Origin of the sequence: Streptomyces sp. NBC_00461 (assembly GCF_036013935.1) — a bacterium.
GTDB lineage: Bacteria > Actinomycetota > Actinomycetes > Streptomycetales > Streptomycetaceae > Streptomyces.
Genome location: NZ_CP107902.1, coordinates 1,062,303 through 1,083,043 on the forward strand (window position 1 = coordinate 1,062,303; position 20,741 = coordinate 1,083,043).

Annotated in this window: 23 protein-coding genes and 2 pseudogenes; 14 read left to right on the forward strand and 11 right to left on the reverse strand. The window is 67.2% G+C overall.

Annotated features, from left to right (window positions below; translation table 11 throughout):
- Positions 1–459, forward strand: a complete 459-nt coding sequence (locus tag OG870_RS05215) for a transposase family protein (protein ID WP_266586839.1) — start codon at positions 1–3, stop codon at positions 457–459.
- Positions 460–596: 137 nt separating this feature from the next.
- On the opposite strand, the gene OG870_RS05220 is transcribed toward OG870_RS05215, so the two are convergent.
- Complete coding sequence (locus tag OG870_RS05220; RefSeq protein WP_266586837.1) at positions 597–956, reverse strand: VOC family protein; 360 nt, start codon at positions 954–956, stop codon at positions 597–599.
- Positions 957–1,140: 184 nt separating this feature from the next.
- Here OG870_RS05220 and OG870_RS05225 point away from each other — a divergent pair.
- Positions 1,141–1,962 (forward strand): annotated as a pseudogene (locus OG870_RS05225) (HARBI1 family protein).
- Positions 1,963–3,048: 1,086 nt separating this feature from the next.
- Here OG870_RS05225 and OG870_RS05230 read toward each other — a convergent pair.
- Positions 3,049–3,963 carry a VOC family protein gene (locus OG870_RS05230; RefSeq protein WP_326670838.1) on the reverse strand — a complete coding sequence of 305 codons (915 nt, stop codon included), beginning with the start codon at positions 3,961–3,963 and terminating at the stop codon, positions 3,049–3,051.
- 224 nt (positions 3,964–4,187) lie between these two features.
- Between OG870_RS05230 and OG870_RS05235 the strand changes: the two genes are divergently transcribed.
- Genes OG870_RS05235 through OG870_RS05255 form a run of 5 tightly spaced genes read left to right on the forward strand, consistent with a single transcriptional unit; the run spans position 4,188 to position 8,654 of the window.
- Complete coding sequence (locus OG870_RS05235) at positions 4,188–4,838, forward strand: hypothetical protein (protein ID WP_266586833.1); 651 nt, start codon at positions 4,188–4,190, stop codon at positions 4,836–4,838.
- Positions 4,835–5,869, forward strand: coding sequence for an LLM class F420-dependent oxidoreductase (locus OG870_RS05240; protein ID WP_323179403.1), 1,035 nt, complete (start codon positions 4,835–4,837; stop codon positions 5,867–5,869). The genes OG870_RS05235 and OG870_RS05240 overlap by 4 nt, the downstream gene beginning before the upstream one ends.
- Positions 5,870–5,915: 46 nt before the next feature.
- Entirely contained in the window at positions 5,916–6,917 is a 1,002-nt protein-coding gene (locus OG870_RS05245; protein WP_327690660.1) for a DUF2889 domain-containing protein, read from the forward strand.
- Complete coding sequence (locus OG870_RS05250; RefSeq protein WP_266586829.1) at positions 6,917–7,942, forward strand: thiolase C-terminal domain-containing protein; 1,026 nt, start codon at positions 6,917–6,919, stop codon at positions 7,940–7,942. The genes OG870_RS05245 and OG870_RS05250 overlap by 1 nt, the downstream gene beginning before the upstream one ends.
- Positions 7,830–8,654: an enoyl-CoA hydratase/isomerase family protein gene (locus tag OG870_RS05255; protein ID WP_266586827.1), complete on the forward strand. Its 825-nt coding sequence runs from the start codon at positions 7,830–7,832 to the stop codon at positions 8,652–8,654. The genes OG870_RS05250 and OG870_RS05255 overlap by 113 nt, the downstream gene beginning before the upstream one ends.
- A 281-nt stretch (positions 8,655–8,935) precedes the next feature.
- Here OG870_RS05255 and OG870_RS05260 read toward each other — a convergent pair whose 3' ends face one another.
- On the reverse strand, positions 8,936–9,142 hold the full coding sequence (locus OG870_RS05260) for a hypothetical protein (RefSeq protein ID WP_266586825.1): 207 nt from the start codon (positions 9,140–9,142) through the stop codon (positions 8,936–8,938).
- Between OG870_RS05260 and OG870_RS05265 the strand changes: the two genes are divergently transcribed.
- Positions 9,107–9,184, forward strand: coding sequence for an AMP-binding enzyme (locus OG870_RS05265; protein ID WP_323179432.1), 78 nt, complete (start codon positions 9,107–9,109; stop codon positions 9,182–9,184). The two genes, OG870_RS05260 and OG870_RS05265, sit on opposite strands and share 36 nt — an antisense overlap.
- Here the strand turns inward: OG870_RS05265 and OG870_RS05270 are convergent.
- Positions 9,181–9,411: a DUF6431 domain-containing protein gene (locus OG870_RS05270; protein ID WP_327692294.1), complete on the reverse strand. Its 231-nt coding sequence runs from the start codon at positions 9,409–9,411 to the stop codon at positions 9,181–9,183. The two genes, OG870_RS05265 and OG870_RS05270, sit on opposite strands and share 4 nt — an antisense overlap.
- Before the next feature lie 427 nt (positions 9,412–9,838).
- Positions 9,839–9,970, reverse strand: coding sequence for a hypothetical protein (locus tag OG870_RS05275; RefSeq protein WP_266586823.1), 132 nt, complete (start codon positions 9,968–9,970; stop codon positions 9,839–9,841).
- A 212-nt stretch (positions 9,971–10,182) separates the two neighbouring features.
- Between OG870_RS05275 and OG870_RS05280 the strand changes: the two genes are divergently transcribed.
- Complete coding sequence (locus OG870_RS05280) at positions 10,183–11,118, forward strand: amidohydrolase family protein (protein ID WP_327690661.1); 936 nt, start codon at positions 10,183–10,185, stop codon at positions 11,116–11,118.
- A gap of 235 nt (positions 11,119–11,353) precedes the next feature.
- On the opposite strand, the gene OG870_RS05285 is transcribed toward OG870_RS05280, so the two are convergent.
- From OG870_RS05285 to OG870_RS48080, 3 genes are all read right to left on the reverse strand, one after another.
- The gene (locus tag OG870_RS05285) at positions 11,354–12,721 is read right to left on the reverse strand and encodes a TetR/AcrR family transcriptional regulator (RefSeq protein ID WP_266586819.1); all 1,368 of its coding nucleotides are present in this window, start codon (positions 12,719–12,721) and stop codon (positions 11,354–11,356) included.
- Positions 12,722–12,937: 216 nt separating this feature from the next.
- On the reverse strand, positions 12,938–14,083 hold the full coding sequence (locus OG870_RS05290) for an acetyl-CoA acetyltransferase (RefSeq protein WP_327690662.1): 1,146 nt from the start codon (positions 14,081–14,083) through the stop codon (positions 12,938–12,940).
- Positions 14,080–14,694 carry an acyl-CoA dehydrogenase family protein gene (locus tag OG870_RS48080; RefSeq protein ID WP_443063426.1) on the reverse strand — a complete coding sequence of 205 codons (615 nt, stop codon included), beginning with the start codon at positions 14,692–14,694 and terminating at the stop codon, positions 14,080–14,082. The genes OG870_RS05290 and OG870_RS48080 overlap by 4 nt, the downstream gene beginning before the upstream one ends.
- 530 nt (positions 14,695–15,224) lie before the next feature.
- Here OG870_RS48080 and OG870_RS05295 point away from each other — a divergent pair.
- From OG870_RS05295 to OG870_RS05310, 4 genes and pseudogenes are all read left to right on the forward strand, one after another.
- On the forward strand, positions 15,225–16,841 hold the full coding sequence (locus OG870_RS05295; protein ID WP_327690663.1) for a class I adenylate-forming enzyme family protein: 1,617 nt from the start codon (positions 15,225–15,227) through the stop codon (positions 16,839–16,841).
- 167 nt (positions 16,842–17,008) lie between these two features.
- On the forward strand, positions 17,009–17,626 hold the full coding sequence (locus OG870_RS05300; RefSeq protein WP_327690664.1) for a transposase family protein: 618 nt from the start codon (positions 17,009–17,011) through the stop codon (positions 17,624–17,626).
- A pseudogene (locus tag OG870_RS05305) lies at positions 17,515–17,931 on the forward strand (transposase); the annotation flags it as partial. The gene OG870_RS05300 and the pseudogene OG870_RS05305, both read left to right, overlap by 112 nt.
- Before the next feature lie 16 nt (positions 17,932–17,947).
- Positions 17,948–18,196, forward strand: a complete 249-nt coding sequence (locus OG870_RS05310; protein ID WP_266531831.1) for a hypothetical protein — start codon at positions 17,948–17,950, stop codon at positions 18,194–18,196.
- A 262-nt stretch (positions 18,197–18,458) separates the two neighbouring features.
- Here OG870_RS05310 and OG870_RS05315 read toward each other — a convergent pair whose 3' ends face one another.
- The 3 genes from OG870_RS05315 to OG870_RS05325 form a co-directional block, all read right to left on the reverse strand.
- Positions 18,459–18,722 (reverse strand): hypothetical protein, encoded by a 264-nt coding sequence (locus OG870_RS05315; protein ID WP_327690665.1) that lies wholly within the window; start codon positions 18,720–18,722, stop codon positions 18,459–18,461.
- A 255-nt stretch (positions 18,723–18,977) separates the two neighbouring features.
- A complete protein-coding gene (locus OG870_RS05320; RefSeq protein WP_266531832.1) occupies positions 18,978–19,409 on the reverse strand; it encodes a MaoC/PaaZ C-terminal domain-containing protein in 432 nt (143 codons plus the stop codon).
- Complete coding sequence (locus OG870_RS05325) at positions 19,406–19,837, reverse strand: FAS1-like dehydratase domain-containing protein (protein WP_266531833.1); 432 nt, start codon at positions 19,835–19,837, stop codon at positions 19,406–19,408. Before OG870_RS05325 ends, OG870_RS05320 begins: the two co-directional genes overlap by 4 nt.
- On the opposite strand from OG870_RS05325, the gene OG870_RS05330 reads away from it, so the two are divergent.
- Positions 19,804–20,739 carry an enoyl-CoA hydratase/isomerase family protein gene (locus tag OG870_RS05330; RefSeq protein ID WP_327690666.1) on the forward strand — a complete coding sequence of 312 codons (936 nt, stop codon included), beginning with the start codon at positions 19,804–19,806 and terminating at the stop codon, positions 20,737–20,739. The two genes, OG870_RS05325 and OG870_RS05330, sit on opposite strands and share 34 nt — an antisense overlap.
- Positions 20,740–20,741 lie beyond the last annotated feature (2 nt).

Genomic DNA, 20,741 nt, shown 5'->3' on the forward strand with positions numbered 1-20,741 from the left:
GTGGTGGGTGTCGCGGCGTTGGCGAAGGCGGCCGGGCTGACGCATGTGAACCTCGACGGAACTGTCATCCGCACCGACCACGCCGCCGCTCCGGGCCCCAACGGCGCAGACCTCTGGGGGTCCGGAAAACGCAGCACCATGGTGGAAACGCACAGGTCATCTCCACCCTGGACGGCCGGCCGAGCTGGACATGCCGACCCTGGTCGACCTCGGCTACGAAAACACCGGCGGCAGTTTCCCTCACCCCGTCAAGAAACCCGCCAGAGCGCGCTGACCGCAGAGCAACAGGCGTACAACACGGTCATCTGCGGCATCCACGGCGTCTGTGAGCGTGCCAACTCCCTGCTCAAGACGACCTTCAAGGCCCTGCGCATGGTCAGCCTCGACCCCAGCCGCATCACACAGATCGCCGCCGCAGCTCTCGTCCTGCTCCAACTCGAGCACAACCTCACCACCTGATCGCACAACGTCATGATCTGTTACTGGGAAAGGCTCAATGAGGTCTTCTCGGCAACGTGACGGTTGCGGTGTGTGACGGGGTGCGGGTGTCCGCTCGCGGCCTAGTTCTGCGGTGCCAGGGTGCGTACGACGTCGAACTAGTTGCCCTCGGGATCGGCCATGACCACCCAGTTTCGGTCTGACCCCTGGCCCACATCCGTCTTGGTGGCGCCGAGGCCGAGCAATCTGGTCACCTCATCCTCGGTGCTGCCGTCGATCGGGCTGACGTCGAGGTGAAGCCGGTTCTTCACGGTCTTGCCCTCAGGTACCTGGATGAACAGCAGGGTGGGCGGCATCTGGCGGGCCCGAACATCCTCGATGGTCGGCATCCAGGAGCCGATCTCGACCTTGCCCTCGCTCCGGTCGATCACCTTGAAGTCCAGGACCTCGCACCAGAAGGCCGCGAGCCTCTCCGGATCGTGGCAGTCAACGGCCAACTCGGTGAACCTACTTGTCATGACTCTCCCCAGGTAGTGCGGATGGGGCTCAGAGTATTGGCCACGCCGCCCGTCCGACAGATCCGCGATCTTCCTGGCTGACCAGGGCCATCAGACGGGCCTGACCCGGCATCAGATACGCGAGAAGCCCCTGGTAGGAACAGGTCTGCGAAGATCACGTTCCGGAACCCAGAGGCTTCACGCGTTGACCAGTATCACCTACACCGCAACACTCGACGTCGGCAGGGAGACCGCCGAGACTCTCGCCCAGCTCTTGCGCAAGCACCGGGAACGGCTCGGCACCCGCAGGGGGACCCGCGCTCTGGGCGTCTAGCAGGGTATCCTGGTGCTGCGGTGGTTCGTCGACGGGACCCGGCTGGCCCAACTCGCCCGGGACAACGGGGTCTCGGTGCCCACCGCGTACCGCTACGTGCACGAAGGGCTGACCGTGCTCGCCGACCACGCCCCGGATCTGTGCACCGCGCTGGAACGGGCGGCGGCCGCCGGCTACACCCATCTCAACCTGGACGGCACCGTCACCCGTACTGACCGCGTCGCCGCCCCCGGCCCCAAAGGCGCCGACCTCTGGTGGTCCGGGAAGCACAAGCACCACGGCGGCAACGTCCAGGTTGTCTCCGCCCCCGACGGCTGGCCGATCTGGGTCTCCCCGGTCCGCCCCGGCCGCGAGCATGACACCACCTGCGCCCGCACCCACGGCCTGGTCGACGCCCTCAACCGGCTCGCCTCCACCCTGGACATTCCCACCCTGACAGACCTCGGCTACGAGAACGCCGGCGACGGCTTCCGCCACCCGGTCAAGAGGCCCAACGGCAGCGAACTCGACGACGAGCAGCAGGCATTCAACTCGGTCATCCGAGGCGTCCATGCGGTCGCCGAGCGGGCCAACGCCCTGCTCAAGGTCACCTTCAAGGCCCTGCGCCGGGTCAGCCTCGACCCCAGCGGCATCACCCGGATCGCCCGAGCCGCCCTCGTCCTGCTCCAGCTGGAACACGGCCGCACCGCCTGACGAAGATCACGAACCGTCACGAGACGTTACCGAGAAGGGTTCAATGAGCCGACGGGAATCAAAGTGCACCGACAACCCACTGCCGCCGACACCAACACCGTTCCACAACAACACCGTTCCACGTCAACTCATCAGCAAGAAGAGATTCGCGCAGTGAGCGGATGTTGCGTTGAAGGCTCGTCAGCTCTGATCGCCCCGATCCTCGGCCTTCGAGTCTGCTTCGCGGATGAAGAACGCTCTAAGCTTGTGCTCTTGGCGGCGGTGGCGGGCCCGCGAACCGGACGACTTCGCTATCCAGGGTGCATTGGAATCGGTAAGTCGCGCCTGAAGGAATCATGACGCCGCCCCCCGGTCCGAGGTCGGCGACTAGCCTGGACTTTTCGGCGTAGAACTGCACAGAGCCCGCCAGTACCAGCCAGATTGAGTCGCCGGGGTGAGAGTGCAACCCGTTCTCGCCGCCTCCCGCCCGGTAGCGCGCCCGGTACAGACCCACTTCCGGCGTTCGGACAAGGGCCTCGACCCTCCTAGCCTCGGGTGCGCGCCCACCTGTGAACACCTGAAAGTCGAGATCGGTGCTGACGTCGCCGCCCAGAGCGATATCCCAGGCCTTCCGATCGGGAATGTGCCCATAGTGCTTTTCAGTGTCATCGCTCGGTTCCGGAGCAGGGGTATCTCCGGCTGTGGTGTCCATCATTACTCATAGACCCTCTCGTGGTTTGGGGCCCGGGCGGCAGCGGGCGGGGACTTCTGCAGCGGAGGCGACCTGGCCGAGTCCGACACCGGGCCCGACCCGGTCCGCTCGCATGCGATGAGTACCGCCGGGAGCACCGCCGCACTCCTGGCCCGGTTGTCCGGACGTTCATCGGCGCGGGGATCGCAGTGCCGTCCTTCGCCTCCCTGGTCCCGGCCGATCCCGACATCCGCGTCCGGCTGCCCGAGATCGCGATGGGGCTGATCCCCGGCGCGGGCGGCACGGTCCGGCTCGTCGCCGGGCCGGGCGGTGGCGCACCGCGTTCCTGGCCCGTGCTCGACGCGCCCTGGAGTGGGGCCCGGTGGACGAGATCAGGCTCCACACGGGTAGCGCGCTCATCCGGCCGGCAGGGCCCGCCGGTCGATCCACTCCAGCGGCAGGCCGAGCGTGCTCGCGGGATCCGTCCACGCCTGAGGCCCCGCACGCTCGACGACCGTCACGCCCTCGTCCTCCAACTGTCCCAGTGCGGTGTCGAGTTCGTCCACCACGAGGCACACGCCGTGCAGCCGCTCGCCGTGCCGCTCCAGGGCCTCGGCGTACCGACTGCGGCCGCTGAGGGGTGACACGAGGCGTACCGTCACGCCGCCGATGCGTAGATCGACGGAGTCCTCGTGTTGCCCGACCGGGTGTCCCGGAGCCGGTGCCATCTCCATGAGCGAGGCGAGCAGCTCCGCGCTCTTTCGGGCGTCGCGCACGGTCACCGTCAGCCAGGCGACACCCCGTACGTCGACGAGTCCCGGCCGGCCGTCGACCGTCGGCTCGCCGCCGCGTGAGTCGTCGACGAACTCGCTGTCCGTCCACTCGACCAACAGCCCCGATGTGTCCGCCGGATGCATGAAGAAATGCCGCCCCGGCACATCAGCCCCGGTGATCCGTACATTCCTGCGCCGCAGCAGCGTCTCCGCCGCCCACAGGTCGTCGATCGTCCAGGCGACCGAGTGCAGCCCGGGACCGTAGCGCGCTACGTAGCGCCCCAGCGGCCCCGAGGCGGCCGTCGCCGTGAACAGCGCGACGGGGTCCTGGCCGAGCCGCAGGAGCTGGATGTCGACACCCGACTCCTGCCAGTGGTTGCCGTCCTGGGTGTCTATCGGGAGGCCGTGCACCTGACGCGTCCGTACCTGGAGCGGCCGGGCCCCGAGCACGCGGCGCAGCCACGCGTCCATGTGCTGGCGGGGCTCGCATGCGATGCCCAGTCGATGGAAGTGCCCGGGTCGTACCACCGGAGTTCCCACGATCGGTGCAGCGTTCATCGGCCTCTCCTTGAAGCGCTGGGATCGGTTGCTGACATAGGGCGTTGATGTGACGCACGGTGGCTGTCATCACCAATCAAATACCATACCGTATTGCTTACGGTATGTTGTCCTGCAAGGATGCGGACAGTCAGCGCGAGCTCGAATGAAGGGTGGCGACAGGACAGCGATGGAGGCGACGCCACCCAGGCTGCTCTGGGGAAGCTTCATCAGGCTTTCTTGCGGTGCTGTGCTTCTTCTTCGCTCGCGGAATGGACCGACCGCACGGCACGGATCTCGCCGTCGGGATTGTCGGAGGCGTCATGGCCATGGCATCAATCGCCATCCGCCCGTTCGTGCCCCGGCGCACCCTGTTCGTCGACGACCTGCGCGCGTCGGGCACGCAGCGACTCTTCCTGTTTCTACGCGGTGGTCGTCCTCCTGGTGTGCATCGGCGGCGGCAACGTCCCGCACCGTATGGGACCGGCCAGGACCGGATGGACGGCGACGGTGCTGATCTGCCTCGGCGTCACCGGTTCCGCCGCCACTGCGGCGGTCTGGGGCATCTGCGTGAGCCTCGTGCCGCTGGGCATCGGTATCGCGCTCCAGTGCCCGGGGCTGCCGGCCCTGACGCTCAACCGTGTCTCCGACGACGAACGTCCGCGCGCCCCTTCACGTTCACGGCGTTCTTCGACATCGCGACCGGATCCGGCGGGCAGTTCGTCGGAGGCATCGCCGCCACTGTCGGCGGCTACCGGTCCGCTTTCGCGGCGGCTGCCATGTGCTCTCTGGTGACCCTGCTGATCCTGCGGTTCCTCGTGCTCGTCAGTCCGGTGGAGGAGACCCTGCCGGACCCGGAGGTCGTCGTCCTCAGAGAGGGGTTGTCGGAGAAATGAGCCGCACCATGGACCTGTCGGTGACCCTGGACTACACACAGGACGTCCTAGCCCTGCTGCCCGAGATCCGCGCGCTGGAGTCAGCGGGCGTCGACGGCATGTGGATCCAGGAGGGTTACAGTTTCGACGCCGTGTCCGCGATCGGATTCCTCGCCGCGCACACTGCGGGTATCCGGCTCGGTACGGCGATTCTCAACGTGTTCAGCCGCAGCCCCGCCCTGCTCGCGATGACGGCCGCGGGCTGCGACCACCTCAGCGGCGGCCGGTTCTCGCTCGGCCTCGGCTCGTCCGGACCCCAGGTCGTCGAGGGCTTCCACGGGGTCGGCTACGACCGGCCGCTCACCCGGATCCGCGAGACCATCGACGTCTGCCGCATGGTGTGGCGGCGCGAGCCTCTGCGCTATGAGGGCCGCACCGTCACCGTCCCGCTGACCGAGCGCGGCAGACCGCTGAAGCTCGTCAACCAGCCGGTCCGTCCCGCGATCCCGGTGTACTGGGCGGCGCTCGGCGACCGGTCGGTCACCGCGGCCGCCGAGACGGCCGACGGCTGGCTGCCCTTCTTCTTCGTGCCCGAGCGCGCCGACCGGGCCTTCGGCGACGCGCTGAGGGACGGTGCCAAACGCAGGGATCCCGTACTCGGTGCACTAGACGTGGTGGCACACGTCGACGTGGCCGTCGGCGAGGGCCTCGACGCCGACCGGCTCCTGGCCCCCGCCCGCTCCCGGATCGCGCTGTACGTGGGAGGAATGGGCTCACGGCAGTCGAACTACTACAACGCGCTGGCCCGCCGCATGGGCTGGGAGCGCGAGGCCGCCGAGATCCAGGACCACTTCCTGGCCGGGCGACGCGCCGAGGCCGCTGCCGCCGTGCCCGCTGAGTGGCTGTCCCTCGGCAACCTCGTCGGCCCCGAGTCCTGGATCGCCGAACGGCTGGCGGCCTTCGCCGAGTCGGGAGTCAGCACGCTCGACATCACGGTGATCGGCGGCGCCGGACCGGCCGAAACGGTCGAGATCCTGCGCCGTCTGATGTGAACGGCCGCAGCCGTACTGGAAGTTCCATACAGAAGGTGATGAATCCATGGTGCAGCTGACCGCGGGCGGTACGCCGCCCGCCCTGTTCGGGGTCGCCGCGCGGCTGCCCGCACGTCGGCCGTCGTCGGCGCGGCGCACGTCCGACCTCCAGGTGACCCCACATCCGACCTGGGACCAAGACCTCCTCGTGCGGGCTGCCGCGCGCGACGCCGTCGTGGATGGACACGGCCGCCTCACGGAAACGGCGTCCGCGCGCCTGAGCGCCGTACTCGACAACGGGTCCGTGCTCTCCCGGCTGACGGCGCCGCTTCCGCGATCCGTCGTCGAAGCCGTGACCGGCCACCCCACCGTCAGCGGTTTTCGCGCCGGGCTCCGGGCGCTCGCGGACGCGGGGCTGCCGCCCGACTCGCTCGACGCCGCCCTCCTCGACGACCTGCCGACGGTGCGACTGGTCTCGGGCTACGGCAGGATCGCGGAGCTGGGCGAACCACCCCGGCCGCGGCCCACGCCCCTGGTCGGCGTCTGCACGGGCTGGGCCGCGGACGGCACCGCGCACCGCCTGTCACAGACCGGCGGCCACCTCCTGAGCCGGACGCCCGAGGCCCCCGACTTCCCCGCGATGCTCGACCACCCCGCCGACTTCCATCTCGAACACCCCTCACGGTCCAGCTCCATACACAGGCGCCGCATCCTCGAAGTCGCCGCGCAAGGACAGGAGTTGGCCATCTACGAGTACTTCAGGGACAGCCACGTGGATCGTGACGGGCGCGAGGGCTCCCTGCACGAGTACGAGCTGCACGCCGTGGCCGACCGGGACTCGCTCGTGCTCTCGGCGATCACCGTGACCCCGCGGGCCCTGCCGTTCCCGGAGTGCCCGCTTGCGTCGGGCAACGTCCATGCCCTGCTGGGCACGTCCCTGCGTGCCGCGGACAGCGAGGTCAAGGCACGCCTGCCCGGCACCCTCGGCTGCACCCACCTGTCGGACGTCCTGCGCTTCCTCAGGTTCGTGGAACCGCTCGGCGCCCGTATCGCGGGAGGAGGAGACTGATGGAGCAACTGCTTCAAGAACTCAGGTCGTTCCTGGACGCGGAGGTGCCGCGGTTCCGCGAGAAGTGGGGCGACGATGCCGGCTCCTGGGAGGCACGCTGCGCCTGGCAGCGCACCACGGCGGGCGGCAAGTGGCCCGCCCCCGCGTGGAGCGAGGAGCACGGCGGCCGCGGCACCTGCGTCGCCACGCTCGCGTCGGACGACGTGCACGGCGCTCGGACGACCGTCTCGGACGACGCCGCCGGAGGGCGGCTGAGCGGGGCGAAGACGCATGTGCTGGACGCGCACATCGCTGATGTCCTGCTCGTGACGGCCGTGCGGGGCGAGCGGGTCCAGCTGTTCGCCGTGGACCCCCGCGCGGAGGGCGCCGAGCTGCGTCCGCTCACCGTGCTGGACCATACGCGCAAGCAGTTCCGGGTCGAACTGACCGATGTGAAAGGTCAGTTGCTGGACGAGGACTTCGGAGCCGGGCTCTCGCTCACGCTGTACGTTGCCGCGGTCCGGTTTCCGGGAGACCTCGGCCACGGTCCTGAGCGAGGCGGAGCTGACCGCCGACGACGTCGACCACTCATGGTCTACGACGCCTACGCGCGCATCCCCCTCTACGGGGTGGAGGACCTCGGATGCGTCGGACGGGGCGAGGCCGTCGTCTTCATCGAGAGCGGGGCCACCCGCCCCGGCGACTCCCTGCCGATGAACACCAACGGCGGCGGACTGCTGTACACGCACGCCGGCTTGTCGGCATGTTCGCCATCCAGGGCAGTGCGTCAGTTGCGCGGGGATGCCGCCGTACCCGTCGAGGGCGTGCGCACCAATCTCGTCCAGGGCATCGGGGGCCTGTTCAGCGCCGCCGGCACCCTCGTCCCGTCCCAGTTCTCAACCATCGCACCCACTACCGGATTGGCGGTACACCATGCTCGACGAATTCTCCGAGGCCGGACTGGAGTTCAAGGTCGCGGACGGCATCGCCTGGATCACGCTGAACCGCCCGCACCTGCGCAATGCCGTGCACAAATCGCTGCGTAACGCGCTGATCGCCGCGATCGCGGAGGTGCGCGACGACCCCTCCATCCGCGCGGCGGTGGTCACCGGCACGGGCCGGGCCTTCTGCTCGGGCGCCGACCTCGGAGAGGCGGACCACATCGAGATCAGGCCCGAGCGGCGGCGTGGCGCACAGGCCAACATCGCCCGCGAGGACGGCCGTCGGTACGGCTGGTGGCGGCTGATCCGCGACGTCTGGGAGAACGAGAAGCCCTTCGTCGCCGCCGTGAACGGCGCGGCCTACGGCTTCGGCTGCAACTTCGCACTCGCCTGCGACCTGGTCATAGCCGCCGAGTCGGCGAGCTTCTGCGAGGTGTTCGTGACGCGCGGGCTGCCCGTCGAAGCCGGTGGCGCGTATCTGCTCGCGCGTTCATTGAGCCCGGTCCGCGCGAAGGAGATCGCGCTGCTCGGCGAGCCGGTGAGCGGGCGGCAGGCGGAGCAGTGGGGCCTCGCCAACCGGTGCGTCCCGGACGACCAACTGCTCAGCGCCGCGGCGGACTTCGCCCACCGACTGGCCGCAGGACCGACGATCGGCCTGGGACACGTCAAGGGCCAGATCAACGACGCCTATGACTCGTCGTTCGACCAGGCCTGCAAGAACGAGGTGACCCTCCTGGGCCTGGGCATCGGGGAGGACGCCCAGGAGGCCCGGCGGGCCTTCGAGGAGCGCAGGGCACCCATGTTCCGGGGCCGATGAAAATACAGAAAACCGTACGGTAATTAGTACTGCATAGAAAGGGCCGGTGCCACGCTCCGCGACTGCGCAACAGAGGAAGCGTCGCGATGGCAGGACTCGCAGTGGGAACGCATCCGCACCGCTGGGGCGGCGCGGTCGAGATCGCGAGGCTCTCAGCAGCCCCGACGTCGAGGTCCGGGCCCGGCCGACCTCCGCCGGACGCCCGTTGCCGTCGGTCAGCGTCGAGATCCGGGACGGGGACGGCTGGCCCTGCCCGCCCTGCACCGTCGGAATGAATCACGTCAGGGGTCCCCGATCGCGGGGGAGTTCCGCGGGAGCGGACCGGTCACCGACGCCGACGACTGGCTCGCCACCCGCAAAGAGGGCATCTCGACACAGACGCCTATCTGTTCGCCCGGGGCCGTGCCGACGACACCATCATCCGGGGTGGCGAGAACATCGCCCCGGCCGAGATCGAAGCCGCGCTCCAGCGTCTCCCGGACGTCCATGACGCTGCCGTCCTCGGCATACCCGACGACGAATGGGGTTAGCGGATCAGCTGCAGCTCGGCGGTGATCACGCGGTGCCCGGCGCCCAGAGCGCCGGCGATCAGTGCCGGGCCGATGACGTCGGTGGCGTACCCGCTGCGTGGCGCGCAGACGGCTGGGAGCAGCACGTGCGTGACCTGGCAGCCGCGGCAGCGTACGCGGGTGGGCCGGACCACCAGCCCCGCACCGTCGGCCTGGTGGATGGTGCGGGGCCGGGCGAAGCCCCACAGGGCGTACGGTCATCCGCACGCACAGGCCAGCCGGCCCGCGGCCACATCCGCGCGGGCCTGTGCCACGTCCGGCACCATGATCACGGCACGGTCCTCGGCTCATCCAGGCGGCATCCCCGGCCACGCCGGCACCGGGCAGGGGGAGTTGGTGTTGCAGTCTGCCGCCTGCACAGACCACCAGGGCCGGAACTCTCAATCCGGGGCAGCGGCGACACCGTGAACACCAAGCGGGCCATCCACGGTGCGGTGGCCGGCGGCGTGGTGTGGGCGTTCACCTGTCGTCGCACACCAGCGACTCCCCCTCGCCGCACCCGATCCCCCTGGCTCCCGCCGGGAATGACGCCAAGACCGGCTCTCAGCTCCATCCAGAATGGCGCTCAACAGTCTGACCCGCCACCAGCACGACCCCGACGTGCGGGATACCCCCCTACGGTTTGCCGGCGTCCTCCGTGTCCGCGAACAAGGCGTCCGCGGCCACGGCGAGCTCTTCGACATCGGCCGACACGGGGCTCACCAGCACAGGAGGCGAGTGCCTTGTCGGCTTGCGGGATTGACTCACAGTGGTACGGTAGTGCCGTAATGCTTACGGTAATACTTACTGAAAAACTTACTGCAAACGCTCGGGGCGGGTAGCCACACAAGGTCTTGGTCGTGGAGCGGACTGCCGAGCTACCCGCCTCCGCGGGGCGAATCCCGTGGGCAGTCGCACTCGCCGGCACTCGGGGGCTCCCACGTCGCGTCACAAGTCGGTGTTACTGAGAGGAAGAACTAATGGCCACACCCACATCGGGCCGGCTCGATGTTCATCATCACGTGATTCCCCCCGCTTTCGAACGTTTCGCGGGCCCGTCTACGCAGTGGTCGGCCGCGTCCACGCTGTCGTGGATGGACGATCACCGTGTCGCCGCAGCGGTGATGTCAGTGTCGGCGCCAGGTCTCCCGTCCGCTGCCGACGAAGGCGGTCCCCGACTGACCCGGGAAATCAACGAGTTCACCGCAGAACTGGTCAAGAACCGCCCGGACCGGTTCGGACATTTCGCCAGCCTGCCCATGGCTGATCACGATCCCGCCAGCGTGCTCGATGAGGTCGGCTACGCCTTCGACACCCTGCAGGCAGACGGGGTGGTGCTGATGTCCAACGCCGTCGGCATATACCTCGGCGACCGGCTGTGGGAACCGGTTTGGGAAGAACTCGATCGTCGCCAGGCCGTGGTCTTCATCCACCCCACGGCCACCGGACTCCGACCCCTCCACGGCCTTAGCCCAGCGGTGGTCGATTTCCCGTTCGACACTGCTCGTACCGCCGTCGACCTTGTGGTTTCCGGAGTGATGCACCGCCATCGGCACGTCAAGGTCATCCTGTCCCATGCGGGCGGATTCCTGCCCTACGCGGCACAGCGCTTCGCCGGAATCATCCCGGTTCTCAGCTCGCCGAAGTCCACTCCGACGGCCCCCGACGCCATCCTGGCCGGCCTCAAACGCTTTTACTTCGACACCGCCTTGTCGACCGGCCACGACGCCCTGAAATTGCTGGCCTCGTTCGCTGAACCCGGCCACGTGCTCTACGGCAGCGACTGGCCCTACGCCGGCACTGCAGGAACCGCATACTTCAATCATCTCCTGGACACCGCCGACCTCACCCAATCCGACCGCGAGGCGATCGAACACCGCAACGCCGAACTCCTCTTCCCTCGATTCGCCACCTGACCGGAGCAGCCCAGCCCGCGGGGCTGCTCCGGTAATGGCCGGGAGCCTGGCACGCGGCGGACAACTGACTCAGGTCGGCCGTGAACGGCGGGACCGGTGTTTGAGCACGGCCGAGACATACGGCGGCATCATGGTGCCCCCAGTTGTCACAGCGCGCTCGGCCCAGTCCTGGCTAACCTTCGCCGTGATTGCGTTCGGAACGGGGCACGAGTGGCCCGTCCCCGGGCGCGAGCCCTCATTCGCGAGGCCCGGGCGAGTGCCTGGCTTCATCGGTGAACCCGAGGATCGCCCGGTCCAGCAGGTCAGCGATAAGGGTCTCCAGATATTCGGGCGACGGGTCGGTGTAATGGAGCACCAATGTGTCGGGAAATTGATCGAAGACACCGCCGACAAAGATTCGGCTGGCGCTCAGGTGCATGGGATGGCCTCGCCGTGATCGGCTGAGTGCCAGAAAGAGCGCTCGCCGAATGGACGTGGCCACATGCGCGCGCATGCCTTCCATGGCAGTGGTTGCCGGCCTCCGCTCCCGCCAGGCGCGAATCACCCCACGATATTCGCTGCTCGCCTTCAGTGTGGTGCGCACCCACTCCTTGAAGTCGTTCGTATAGTCATTCTCGTTGACACGTTCGAGGCGAAGCGCACCAGCGATCAGGTCGCGGGCACACATCTCGGCCAAGGCTTCCAGTAGCTCAACCTTGGTGTCGAAGTACTTGTAGAAGGTCCCTCGCGCGAACCCGGCCGTACGAACGATGTCGTCGATGTTGGTCTTCTGGTATCCAAACTCGGCGAAGCATTCCCCACCTGCGCGCATCAGGATGTTCACCGTTTGGACGGCTCGAGCGGTCAGGCCGGCGACCCGGTCTGAGTATGGGGTGGGCATCGGCCCCAGATCACGGGAGGCAAGTTTGCCGGTGATACGGTGGTTCTTCCATGCCCGTGGCACGGTACGATCCCCGCGTGTCACGTCCACTGGAGTCTCCGGAAAAAGCATGAGCTGCAGTGATACGGAGAAGTAGTAACGCAGCTCCTCACTCGGCAGCCGGGTACCGCTGCCGGATTCCTTGCTCGCATGGTCCGCATAGTTGAGATAAATGATCAGACTCGTCAACATGTTGGCGGCATCACGGGGATCGACTCCGTTGACGCCGCTACTCGAAAGCCAATCCGCTATCCGCGTGTTGTACGTTTCATTGAATTTTGCTACCAGGGGCCGTACCGGCGCTCCCGGAGTGTCGATATTCGACCATTCGCGGAACAAAATCTCGTACCGCTCGTATACCTCAGCCCATCGGTCGAGCCACCATCGAAGGTTGCTGAAGCCTCGCTCCGTGGCGCTGAGCGGTTCTAGGTGGCGAGCAAGGTCCAGCAGTGACGCCCCGCATTCTTCCAGAAGTTCGATGAAGATTCTTTCTTTGCTCTCGAAGTATTGGTAGAGCGTAGCGCGAGACATCCCGGCTTGGTCGGCGATATCCTGGATCGTCGTATTGTGGAATCCCTTTTCACCAAAGAGCGCCAGTGCGGTCTGCAGGACGTTTCCGACCGTGGTTGCACCGCGGTCCCCGATAGTGATGCTGTTCGGACCGTAACTAGGACGCCGTTCCATTGTCTGATTTCCTTTCCGCTGAGCGACTGTCGAGCGGACCGAGAGCCTTCGCCCTGAAGTGTATAGGGTGTCAGACCGTGGAAGTGATAAGCGGCAAGCCAGGGCACCGCTAGGCCGGACAGGCTCGACGCCACTCGTGCTCGAACAGGAACGGAGTCCATCTACACAAACAGGTGTCGCTTTCGTCCGGCCGGCAGTTCCGCCATGGCGTCCTCGTCAGTCGGCTCCCAGGATCATGGTGCCGCTCGAGCAGAACCATCCTCCTGTACCGCTTACGCAGGCCAATCGGGCATCCGCTACCTGTCGAGCACCGGCTTGTCCCCTGAGTTGGCGCACCGCTTCAACCATCAGGAAGAGCCCGCGCTGACCCGGATGCATTGCGGAGAGGCCACCTCCATCGGTGTTCGTCGGCAGCGCCCCGCCGACGCGCAGCCGGCCGTCCTGGACGAAGTCCCCGCCCTCGCCCTTCTTGCAGAAGCCCAGGTCTTCGAGATTCACCAGGAGCATGGAGGTGAAGGCGTCGTAGATCTCGCACACATCGATTTCCTGCGGCGTGACGCCGGCTCGTTCGAATGCAAGAGTGCCCGAGATCTTCGCGGGTCCGACCGTCACGTCCTCCCATTGGCTCGTCGACATATGGGAGATGGCCTCCCCCGTCCCGAGTATCCACACCGGCAGACCAGGTAGATCCTGCACGCGATCCTCAGCCACCAGGACCAACGCGGCGCCTCCGTCGGAACGGATGCAGCACTGCAGTTTTGTGAACGGGTCCGCGATGACTCTGCCGGCGAGCACCTCCTCCACCGTCAAGGGAACGCGGAACGTCGCGTCCGGATTGAGCGAGGCGTTGTAACGGGCCGAGACCGCGATCTCGGCCAGCTGCTCCGCAGTGGTGCCGTACTCGTACATATGTCGTCGCGCGGCCATGGCGTACTTACTGATGACGGTGTGGCCATACGGCGCTTCCCACTGCAACGGGCCTCGCGACCCCCAGTCCAAGGTGGCCGTGCGCAGACCGTTCTTGATGTCCGAACGGGAGGAGGAGCCGTAGGCGAGCAGGACCACATCGGCCCTGCCCAGGGAAATCGCGTCCGCAGCGTGCGCGGCCATCACCTCCCAGGCCGCACCACCCACCGCGGTCGAGTCGATCCACGTCGGCCGGATACCGAGATACTCCGCGACATCGACCGGCGGAAGGGCGCCCAGACCCGTCGATGCGAACCCGTCGATCTCGTTCGGAGCCAGTCCGGCCTCCTCGACAGCTCGTCGTGCGGCCTCGCTGATGAGCGCGTACGGGTTGGTCAGCCGGTCGTCCCCGACGCCCGAAAGACCTACTCCCGCGATCGCTACCCGTCGAGTCACGCGTCCTCCATTTCCAGCACTCGGGACAAGTGCAGGTCTCTGCTGCCCAGCTGGAGCGCCAGGACAGTTGCTCGTTTCGCGGCGAGGTGGAGGTCGTGCTCCCAGGTGTAGCCGTTTCCTCCATACAACTGGATCGCCATTCGCGCGTTGTCACTCGCCGCTCGTGCAGCTATCACGCGGGCGACGGAGGCCTGAGAGGCGACGCCCCCGTGTCCCGCTCGGAACCCTGCGGCGGCGTACAGGAGCTGGGACCTGCTCACCTCGCCGTGCATCGCCGTATCGGCGCACGCGTGCTTCGGCCTGGTCGGCACCGGTCGGCAAGGCGAAGCACATTGCGCCGTTCCGGACGGTTCGGCATCAGACGACGACCTGACGCCTCGACCGACGGCGTAGGTCGTGTGCAGCAGGTTCGTTGGCACGCTCATGGTCTGCGGCCCGCCGCGTGAAGACCGGCCGACGGTGCCCAGGCACAGTTGACTCCCCGGCCATTCTCCCCTTCGCTTTGATATACATACTGTCAGATTCGCGTTTGCGTCACAACCATACGGTCGGCGACTCATCTCGCAGGCGAGACGCCCAGCTCCCCCACGGCCGCCGCCCTGGGCGCCCATTCTTCGCACACCGCAAGCAGAAGACGGATCTGACAACAGTGTCTACGATATTGTAAGTGAGCGAGCGATGCCCCGTCTGTTCACACCGGGCGGACCGCCCATCCGGCTCGACGGTAACGGCCGCAGCACGGAGACGGGCGTCGGAACTCGGCGAGTGCTGGATGCCCTTGCCGCAAAGCCCGGAACCGGCCGCAGTCACTGGCTCGCCGACTCTCGACCCCCTCTCGGTCCTCGCGGAGCAAGTGGCAGAGATCAACGTGGCCTGTGCCGCCGCTGGTTAGCACCCGACCGAGGTGATGACTCGACTCGCCGAGTACGGCGGCGCAGGGTTCACACGTGGCTGCCGATCGAGCCGGTGAGCCGCTCGGTCGCCGGCTTCGAACGTGACCTGACCACCATCGCCTACTCGCAAGGAGCCGGACGTCCCGGGAGGCGACCCACATCGGTTCCAAGATCTGACATCCTGCCTACTGCACTGGAACTACTTCCCCACGACACTGCCGGACGACATTCGAAAGGCCGACGCAGACATGAGGGCAGGGCGTTCAGCAGGAACTCAGACGCAGGGAACATCCGAAGCTCTGCCGGCGACGGACGGACAATGGTCGCCGACGCTGTGGGAGTCACTCGTTCACCGTGCGGATCTTGATCCAGGCTCAACACTCGTGTCGGATGAGCACGGCAGGACCCTCAGCGCCGGGGCTTTCGCCGACGAGGCCGAACGCGTCGCAGCCTGGCTGTACGCACTAGGTGTTCGGGAGGGCAGCGTCGTCTCGTGGCAACTACCGACCACGATCAACGCACTCCTGGTCTCGGTAGCGCTCTCGCGCCTCGGTGCCGTCCAAAACCCTCTGGTCACAACGCTGCGCGAACCGGACGTCGAGTTCATGGTTCGGCAGTCGGGTTCCGCCCTCCTTCTGGTGCCAGAGAGCCAGCCACGGTACGACCATGCGTCGATGGCACGTCGACTCGAGGGCAGGGTGCCGGGTCTCCAAGCGCTGGTACTCGAATCAGCGCTTCCCCATGGCTCCTCCGCCCCGCTTCCCCGCGCCCGCGGGGCGGCTCCTGACGACGTGCGCTGGCTCTACTACACGTCAGGCACCACGGCGGTCCCGAAGGGAGCCCGCCACCGCGACAGCGACCTCGTCGCCGCCGCGCGAACGTTCTGCGCAGCCGTGTCGCCTGGTCCGAACGACGTCATCTCCTCCATCGCACCGGTCGCCCACATCGGGGGATTGGTGTTCTTCCTCGGCGCCGTACGGTCGGGGGCTCACCTGGTGGTCACCGAGAGCTTCGCGCCCCTCGAGACCGCTCGGCATCTTACGGCCGCCGGTACCACTCTGTGCTGTTCCGGTCTTCCATTCGTCCAGGGCTTCCTGGAGGTCCAGCGGCAGAATTCAGAGACCCGCTTCTTCCCCGACCTGAGGGCTTTCCTGATCGGAGGCGCCCCCCGCGCCAAGGCCCTGCACGAGCAGGTGATGGAGACGTTCGGAGCCAAGATCGTCTCTGGCTATGGCATGACCGAGATGCCCTTGATCAGCATGGCGACCCTCGACGACAGCCTCGCGCACCTTGCGGTCGCTGACGGCCGACCCAGTGGCGTCTGTCTCAAGATCACCACGCCAGACGGCGCCCCCGTGCCACCAGGAGAGTCGGGCGAGGTCCGCGTTCGCGGAAACTCGCTGATGGCTGGCTACGTCGACGCGAACCTCGATTCGGAGGCCTTCGACGAGGATGGCTACTTCCGCACCGGCGACCTGGCACGCATCGACGACGAAGGCTTCCTCATCGTCACCGGACGTCTCAAGGACATCATCATCAGGAACATGGAGAACATCTCGGCGCGCGAACTCGAGCTGGCCCTCACCGAGCACCCTGCCGTCCGGGAGGCCGCCGTCATCGGCCTCCCGGACGACAAGACCGGCGAACGCGTCTGCGCGGTCATCGTACCGACCGGCGAGCCGCCCTCCCTCCAGTCGCTGTGCGACTTCCTGGACGGGCGCGGCGTGAACCGGCGGAAGTTCCCGGTCCAGCTCGAGACGGCCGCCGAACTACCGGTGAACTCCCTTGGAAAGCTGATGAAGAAGGAGATCAAAGACGCAGTGCTCCACCGCACCGAGGCAATCCCGCAAGCAGGAACTGTCTGATGCGATACGAGACGATGCTGTTCGAAGTTGCCGCGAGCGTCGCCACGATCACGCCAGGGCGGTTGCAAGTTCCGGGGTCGTGCGGCTGATCGGGTTGTGACCGGTTGGGGCGCATAGCAGAGCAGGCACGGGCTTCGTGATCATTGGGGTGTCTAAGCCCGATGATCATGAGGTGGCCCGTGCCTGCTGCTGCATCCTCTCCCATCCCTGCCGTGCTGGTGAAACTGGGGCCGCTGGACACCGGCCGGATTGCCGACCTGCGCCCGTACTTCGATTCCGTGCCCGACCCGCGCGCCCGCCGGGGCCGGTGGTACTCATTCACAGCGATCCTGCTGGTGTGTGCGTGCGCGGCCGTCTCGGGAGCGAGGAGCATCGATGAACTCGCCGAGTGGGGCCAGCGTGCTTCGAACGCAGTCCTGACAGTGATCGGGATCCGCCGCCACCTGCTCAGATGGCGGCGCGCTCCGGCGTCGGCCACGATCGGCCGTGTGCTGGGGGCTGTTGACGGTGACGCCCTGGACCGGGCGGTCGGCGCCTGCCTGGCCGACCGGCACCGGGCCGCCACCCAACCCGCCCAGGCGCCGTCACCCTCCGCGTCCGGGCGCTCGCGCGCGATCGCCGTCGACGCAAAGCACTCAAGGGATCAGCCCGTCTCACCGGGACGCGCCGGCATCTGCTCTCCGCGGTCACCCACGGCACCCTCGTGCCCCTCGCCCAGGTGGAGGTCGGCGCGAAGACGAACGAAACCACGCACTTCCGGCCGCTGCTGGCACCGCTGGACCTGACCGGCGCCGTCGTCACCTTCGACGCCCTGCACTCGGTCAAGGCGAACGTCTCCTGGCTGGTGGAAACCAAGAAGGCCCACTACATCGCCGTGATCAAGACCAACCAGCCCACCGCCTACACCCAACTCGCCGCTCTGCCCTGGCAGTCCATCGCAGTCCAGCACACCGCCTCCGGGACCGGACACGGACGCCGCGAGTCCCGCTCGGTCAAGACCTGCGGTATCGCCGACGAACTCGGCGGAATCGCCTTTCCCCACGCCCGCCTGGCCATCCGCGTCCACCGCCGCCGCAAGCCCACCGGCAAGCGCGAGACCCGTGAGAGTGTCTACGCCGTCACCAGCGAACTCCTCGCACCACATCAGGGACGTCACCTTCGCCGAGGAGGCCTCCACCGTCCACGCCGGGACCGCACCACGGGCCCTGGCGACCCTCCGCAACCTCGCCATCGGCGTGCTGAAAACCCTCGGCGCCGACAACATCGCCAAGACCACCCGGGCGATACGCGACGAGCCCCACCGAGCACTCCCCATCCTGGGCATCACCAACGATCCGGACAGCTACGGAGCTTGATCAAGCCCTGCGATCACGCTCAACCGGCTCGAACGGCTTAACCGGCAGATGACCTTGGACATGACCGCTGCCTGGGCGGAGGTCCGAGGAGACAAAGACATCCACGCGGTCGTGCCGGGCGGCTGGCGGCCGAGCGTTCTGCACCGGTCTCGACCCCGATGAAGGACCGAGGTGGTTGGAGGAGCCGATCTTCAACCAGATGGACCCGGGTCAGTGGCTCGGGCCACGCGCCCAACGTCTGGAAGCGTGTTGTTGTCGCCTTTCAGGGCATGACCGCAGGCGGCCGGATGTACTTCATCAATGAGTCCGACATCGTCATCGCCTCGGAGGGGGCGACCTTCTTCGACCCGCATGCCGGCGTCGGCATCGTCTCGGCACCGGAGCCGATCGGCAGGCTGTATCGCGCCCGCCGGGCGACGTGCTTCGCTGCGCCCCCGTCGGCAACGACGAACGGATCAGGGCCAGAACGGCCATGGGTCTGGGACTGGTCAGCGAGGTGGCCGCCCGTGAGGGATCTCTGGTCCATGCCGAGACGCTGGCAGGGACAATCGCCACACGCCGGTCGGACGCGGTGCAGGGAACCATCAAGGCGATCTGGGAAGCGCTCGACGTGCCTGCCGGCGTGGCCAACCAGCACGGCATGACGTATGTCCAGCTTGGCAATGGGACCGAGCCGCCTGGTACGGCTGCAGGCCGGGCACCGTCACAGACGCTGCGCTTGGGCGAGCAAGGCGGGGGACGCGGCGCCGCCCGGTCCGGATGGCGCCGCGTCCGCCGTAGGTCAGCTTGTGGATGCCGCGGACTCCGGCACGAACAGGTCCGCGGAGCCTTCGAGAGCTGTCTCGCCCGACTGACGACGAAGCCGAAGCTCAACGGTAACGGCGCTACCTCCCTCGACCGCGGCGACCGCGACGACCTCCCCCGAGCATTCCAGGAGATCACCAGGCCAGACCAACTCTCGGAACCGGACCCCGAATCGCCGAATCCAGGCCGGCTCGAACCAATCAGAGAGGAAGGAGCCCAGGAGCGCGGCGGAGTTCATGCCCTGCGAGAACACGGTCGGGTAGCCGGCCTGCTGGGCGAAATCCTTGTCGTAGTGCATCGGATTGAGGTCTCCTGATGCTGCCGAGTAGCGCACGATCGTCTCTGACGTGATGGGGCCGTAGGTACGTGGCTCGGCACGCTGACCGACTTCCGGTGTGGCGACGTTCATGCGTGCTCCCCCTTCGGCGCTGTACCGATGTAGGTCGCGCTCATCTCCGCGACAAGCCTTCCCGACTGGTCGTGGAACTCGGTCGTCACGGTGACGAACTCCATCGTGCCGCCGCGGCGGCCCTGCTTCTGGTAACGCTCGGTGAGCTGCTCCCGGGCGGTGAGGGTGTGGCCGACCCGGGGAGGTTCCCCGTGGAAACGGAACTCCTGCCCGCCGTGCAGGAGCCGGGCCCTCGGGATGCCATGGTCGATCCGGTTCTCCTTCGTGGACCAACGGTGCGACGTCACCAGGAAGGTCGGCGGAACGACCGGGGCAGCTCCCGCGAAAGCGGGGTTTCCCGACTCCATGGCCTGGACGAACGCTCGCACCGCCCCGAGCTCTATAGGGAACTCAAATGACGGTGGCGTCAGATGCGGGGCCTCAGTCACGTGGTTTCTCCCTCATTGGTTGCCTAGTAAGTGACGATGATGCCAGAATAGCTGACATGAACGACGACCAGGCAGTGGACACCCAGGCCGATGCGGTTGACGAAGAGGCAGCGCACGCTTCGATCCGTTCGGAGCTGTCGGATGGGATCCTGACCATCACCCTCGACCGGGCCGCCAAGGGCAACGCGTTGCGACCGTCGGACCGGCGGCAGGTCATCGCGCTACTCCAGAGCGCACACGAGACCGCCGCCGTGCGGTGCGTCGTCCTGCGTGCCGCGGGGCGGCACTTCTGCACCGGTGCGGACGTCACCGGCCTCCGCCGAACAGACGCCGAGACGGTTGTCGGGGAGGTCAGCAGGCGAATCATGGGCGGCGCCCAGCAGCTGATCGCTGCCGTCTTGGACTGCGACAAGCCAGTGATCGCTGTCGTCCAGGGTGCGGCGGCGGGGATGGGAGCTCACCTGGCCCTCGCGGCGGATTTCGTGATCGCCACGGAGGAAGCGGTCTTCATCGAGTCGTTCGTTCTGCGCGGCATCACGGTCGACGCGGCCGGCGCCTACCTGCTCACTCGTCACCTCGGCATGCGCAAGGCCAAGGAACTGGCCCTGCTCGGCGACCGTCTTCCGGCCGAGGACGCGTTGCGGCTCGGACTAGTCAATTGGGTCGTGTCCGGTGACGATTTGGCATCCACGGTCTCCGCACTGGCCACCAGGTTGGCCGCAGCCCCCACCACCGCACTCGCGCTGACCAAACGCCTCTTCAACGTCGCCCTCGATCAGGATCGAGCGTCCTCCTTCGCCTTCGAGGGTCTGATGCAGGAGGCACAGAGCCACTCCATCGACTCCACGGAGGGCGTGGCCGCATTTCTGGAGAATCGCGCTCCCGTTTTCCGTGGCGTGTGAGA

Excerpts from the sequence above, each read along its gene's own strand:
- OG870_RS05220 (WP_266586837.1), bottom strand. The coding sequence starts at position 956 with ATGACAAGTAGGTTCACCGAGTTGGCCGTTGACTGCCACGATCCGGAG.
- OG870_RS05230 (WP_326670838.1), bottom strand. The coding sequence starts at position 3,963 with ATGAACGCTGCACCGATCGTGGGAACTCCGGTGGTACGACCCGGGCAC.
- OG870_RS05240 (WP_323179403.1), top strand. The coding sequence starts at position 4,835 with ATGAGCCGCACCATGGACCTGTCGGTGACCCTGGACTACACACAGGAC.
- OG870_RS05245 (WP_327690660.1), top strand. The coding sequence starts at position 5,916 with ATGGTGCAGCTGACCGCGGGCGGTACGCCGCCCGCCCTGTTCGGGGTC.
- OG870_RS05250 (WP_266586829.1), top strand. The coding sequence starts at position 6,917 with ATGGAGCAACTGCTTCAAGAACTCAGGTCGTTCCTGGACGCGGAGGTG.
- OG870_RS05255 (WP_266586827.1), top strand. The coding sequence starts at position 7,830 with ATGCTCGACGAATTCTCCGAGGCCGGACTGGAGTTCAAGGTCGCGGAC.
- OG870_RS05260 (WP_266586825.1), bottom strand. The coding sequence starts at position 9,142 with ATGGACGTCCGGGAGACGCTGGAGCGCGGCTTCGATCTCGGCCGGGGC.
- OG870_RS05280 (WP_327690661.1), top strand. The coding sequence starts at position 10,183 with ATGGCCACACCCACATCGGGCCGGCTCGATGTTCATCATCACGTGATT.
- OG870_RS05285 (WP_266586819.1), bottom strand. The coding sequence starts at position 12,721 with ATGGAACGGCGTCCTAGTTACGGTCCGAACAGCATCACTATCGGGGAC.
- OG870_RS48080 (WP_443063426.1), bottom strand. The coding sequence starts at position 14,694 with ATGGGCGCCCAGGGCGGCGGCCGTGGGGGAGCTGGGCGTCTCGCCTGC.
- OG870_RS05295 (WP_327690663.1), top strand. The coding sequence starts at position 15,225 with ATGAGGGCAGGGCGTTCAGCAGGAACTCAGACGCAGGGAACATCCGAA.
- OG870_RS05300 (WP_327690664.1), top strand. The coding sequence starts at position 17,009 with ATGAGGTGGCCCGTGCCTGCTGCTGCATCCTCTCCCATCCCTGCCGTG.
- OG870_RS05315 (WP_327690665.1), bottom strand. The coding sequence starts at position 18,722 with ATGGACCAGAGATCCCTCACGGGCGGCCACCTCGCTGACCAGTCCCAG.
- OG870_RS05320 (WP_266531832.1), bottom strand. The coding sequence starts at position 19,409 with ATGAACGTCGCCACACCGGAAGTCGGTCAGCGTGCCGAGCCACGTACC.
- OG870_RS05330 (WP_327690666.1), top strand. The coding sequence starts at position 19,804 with ATGACGGTGGCGTCAGATGCGGGGCCTCAGTCACGTGGTTTCTCCCTC.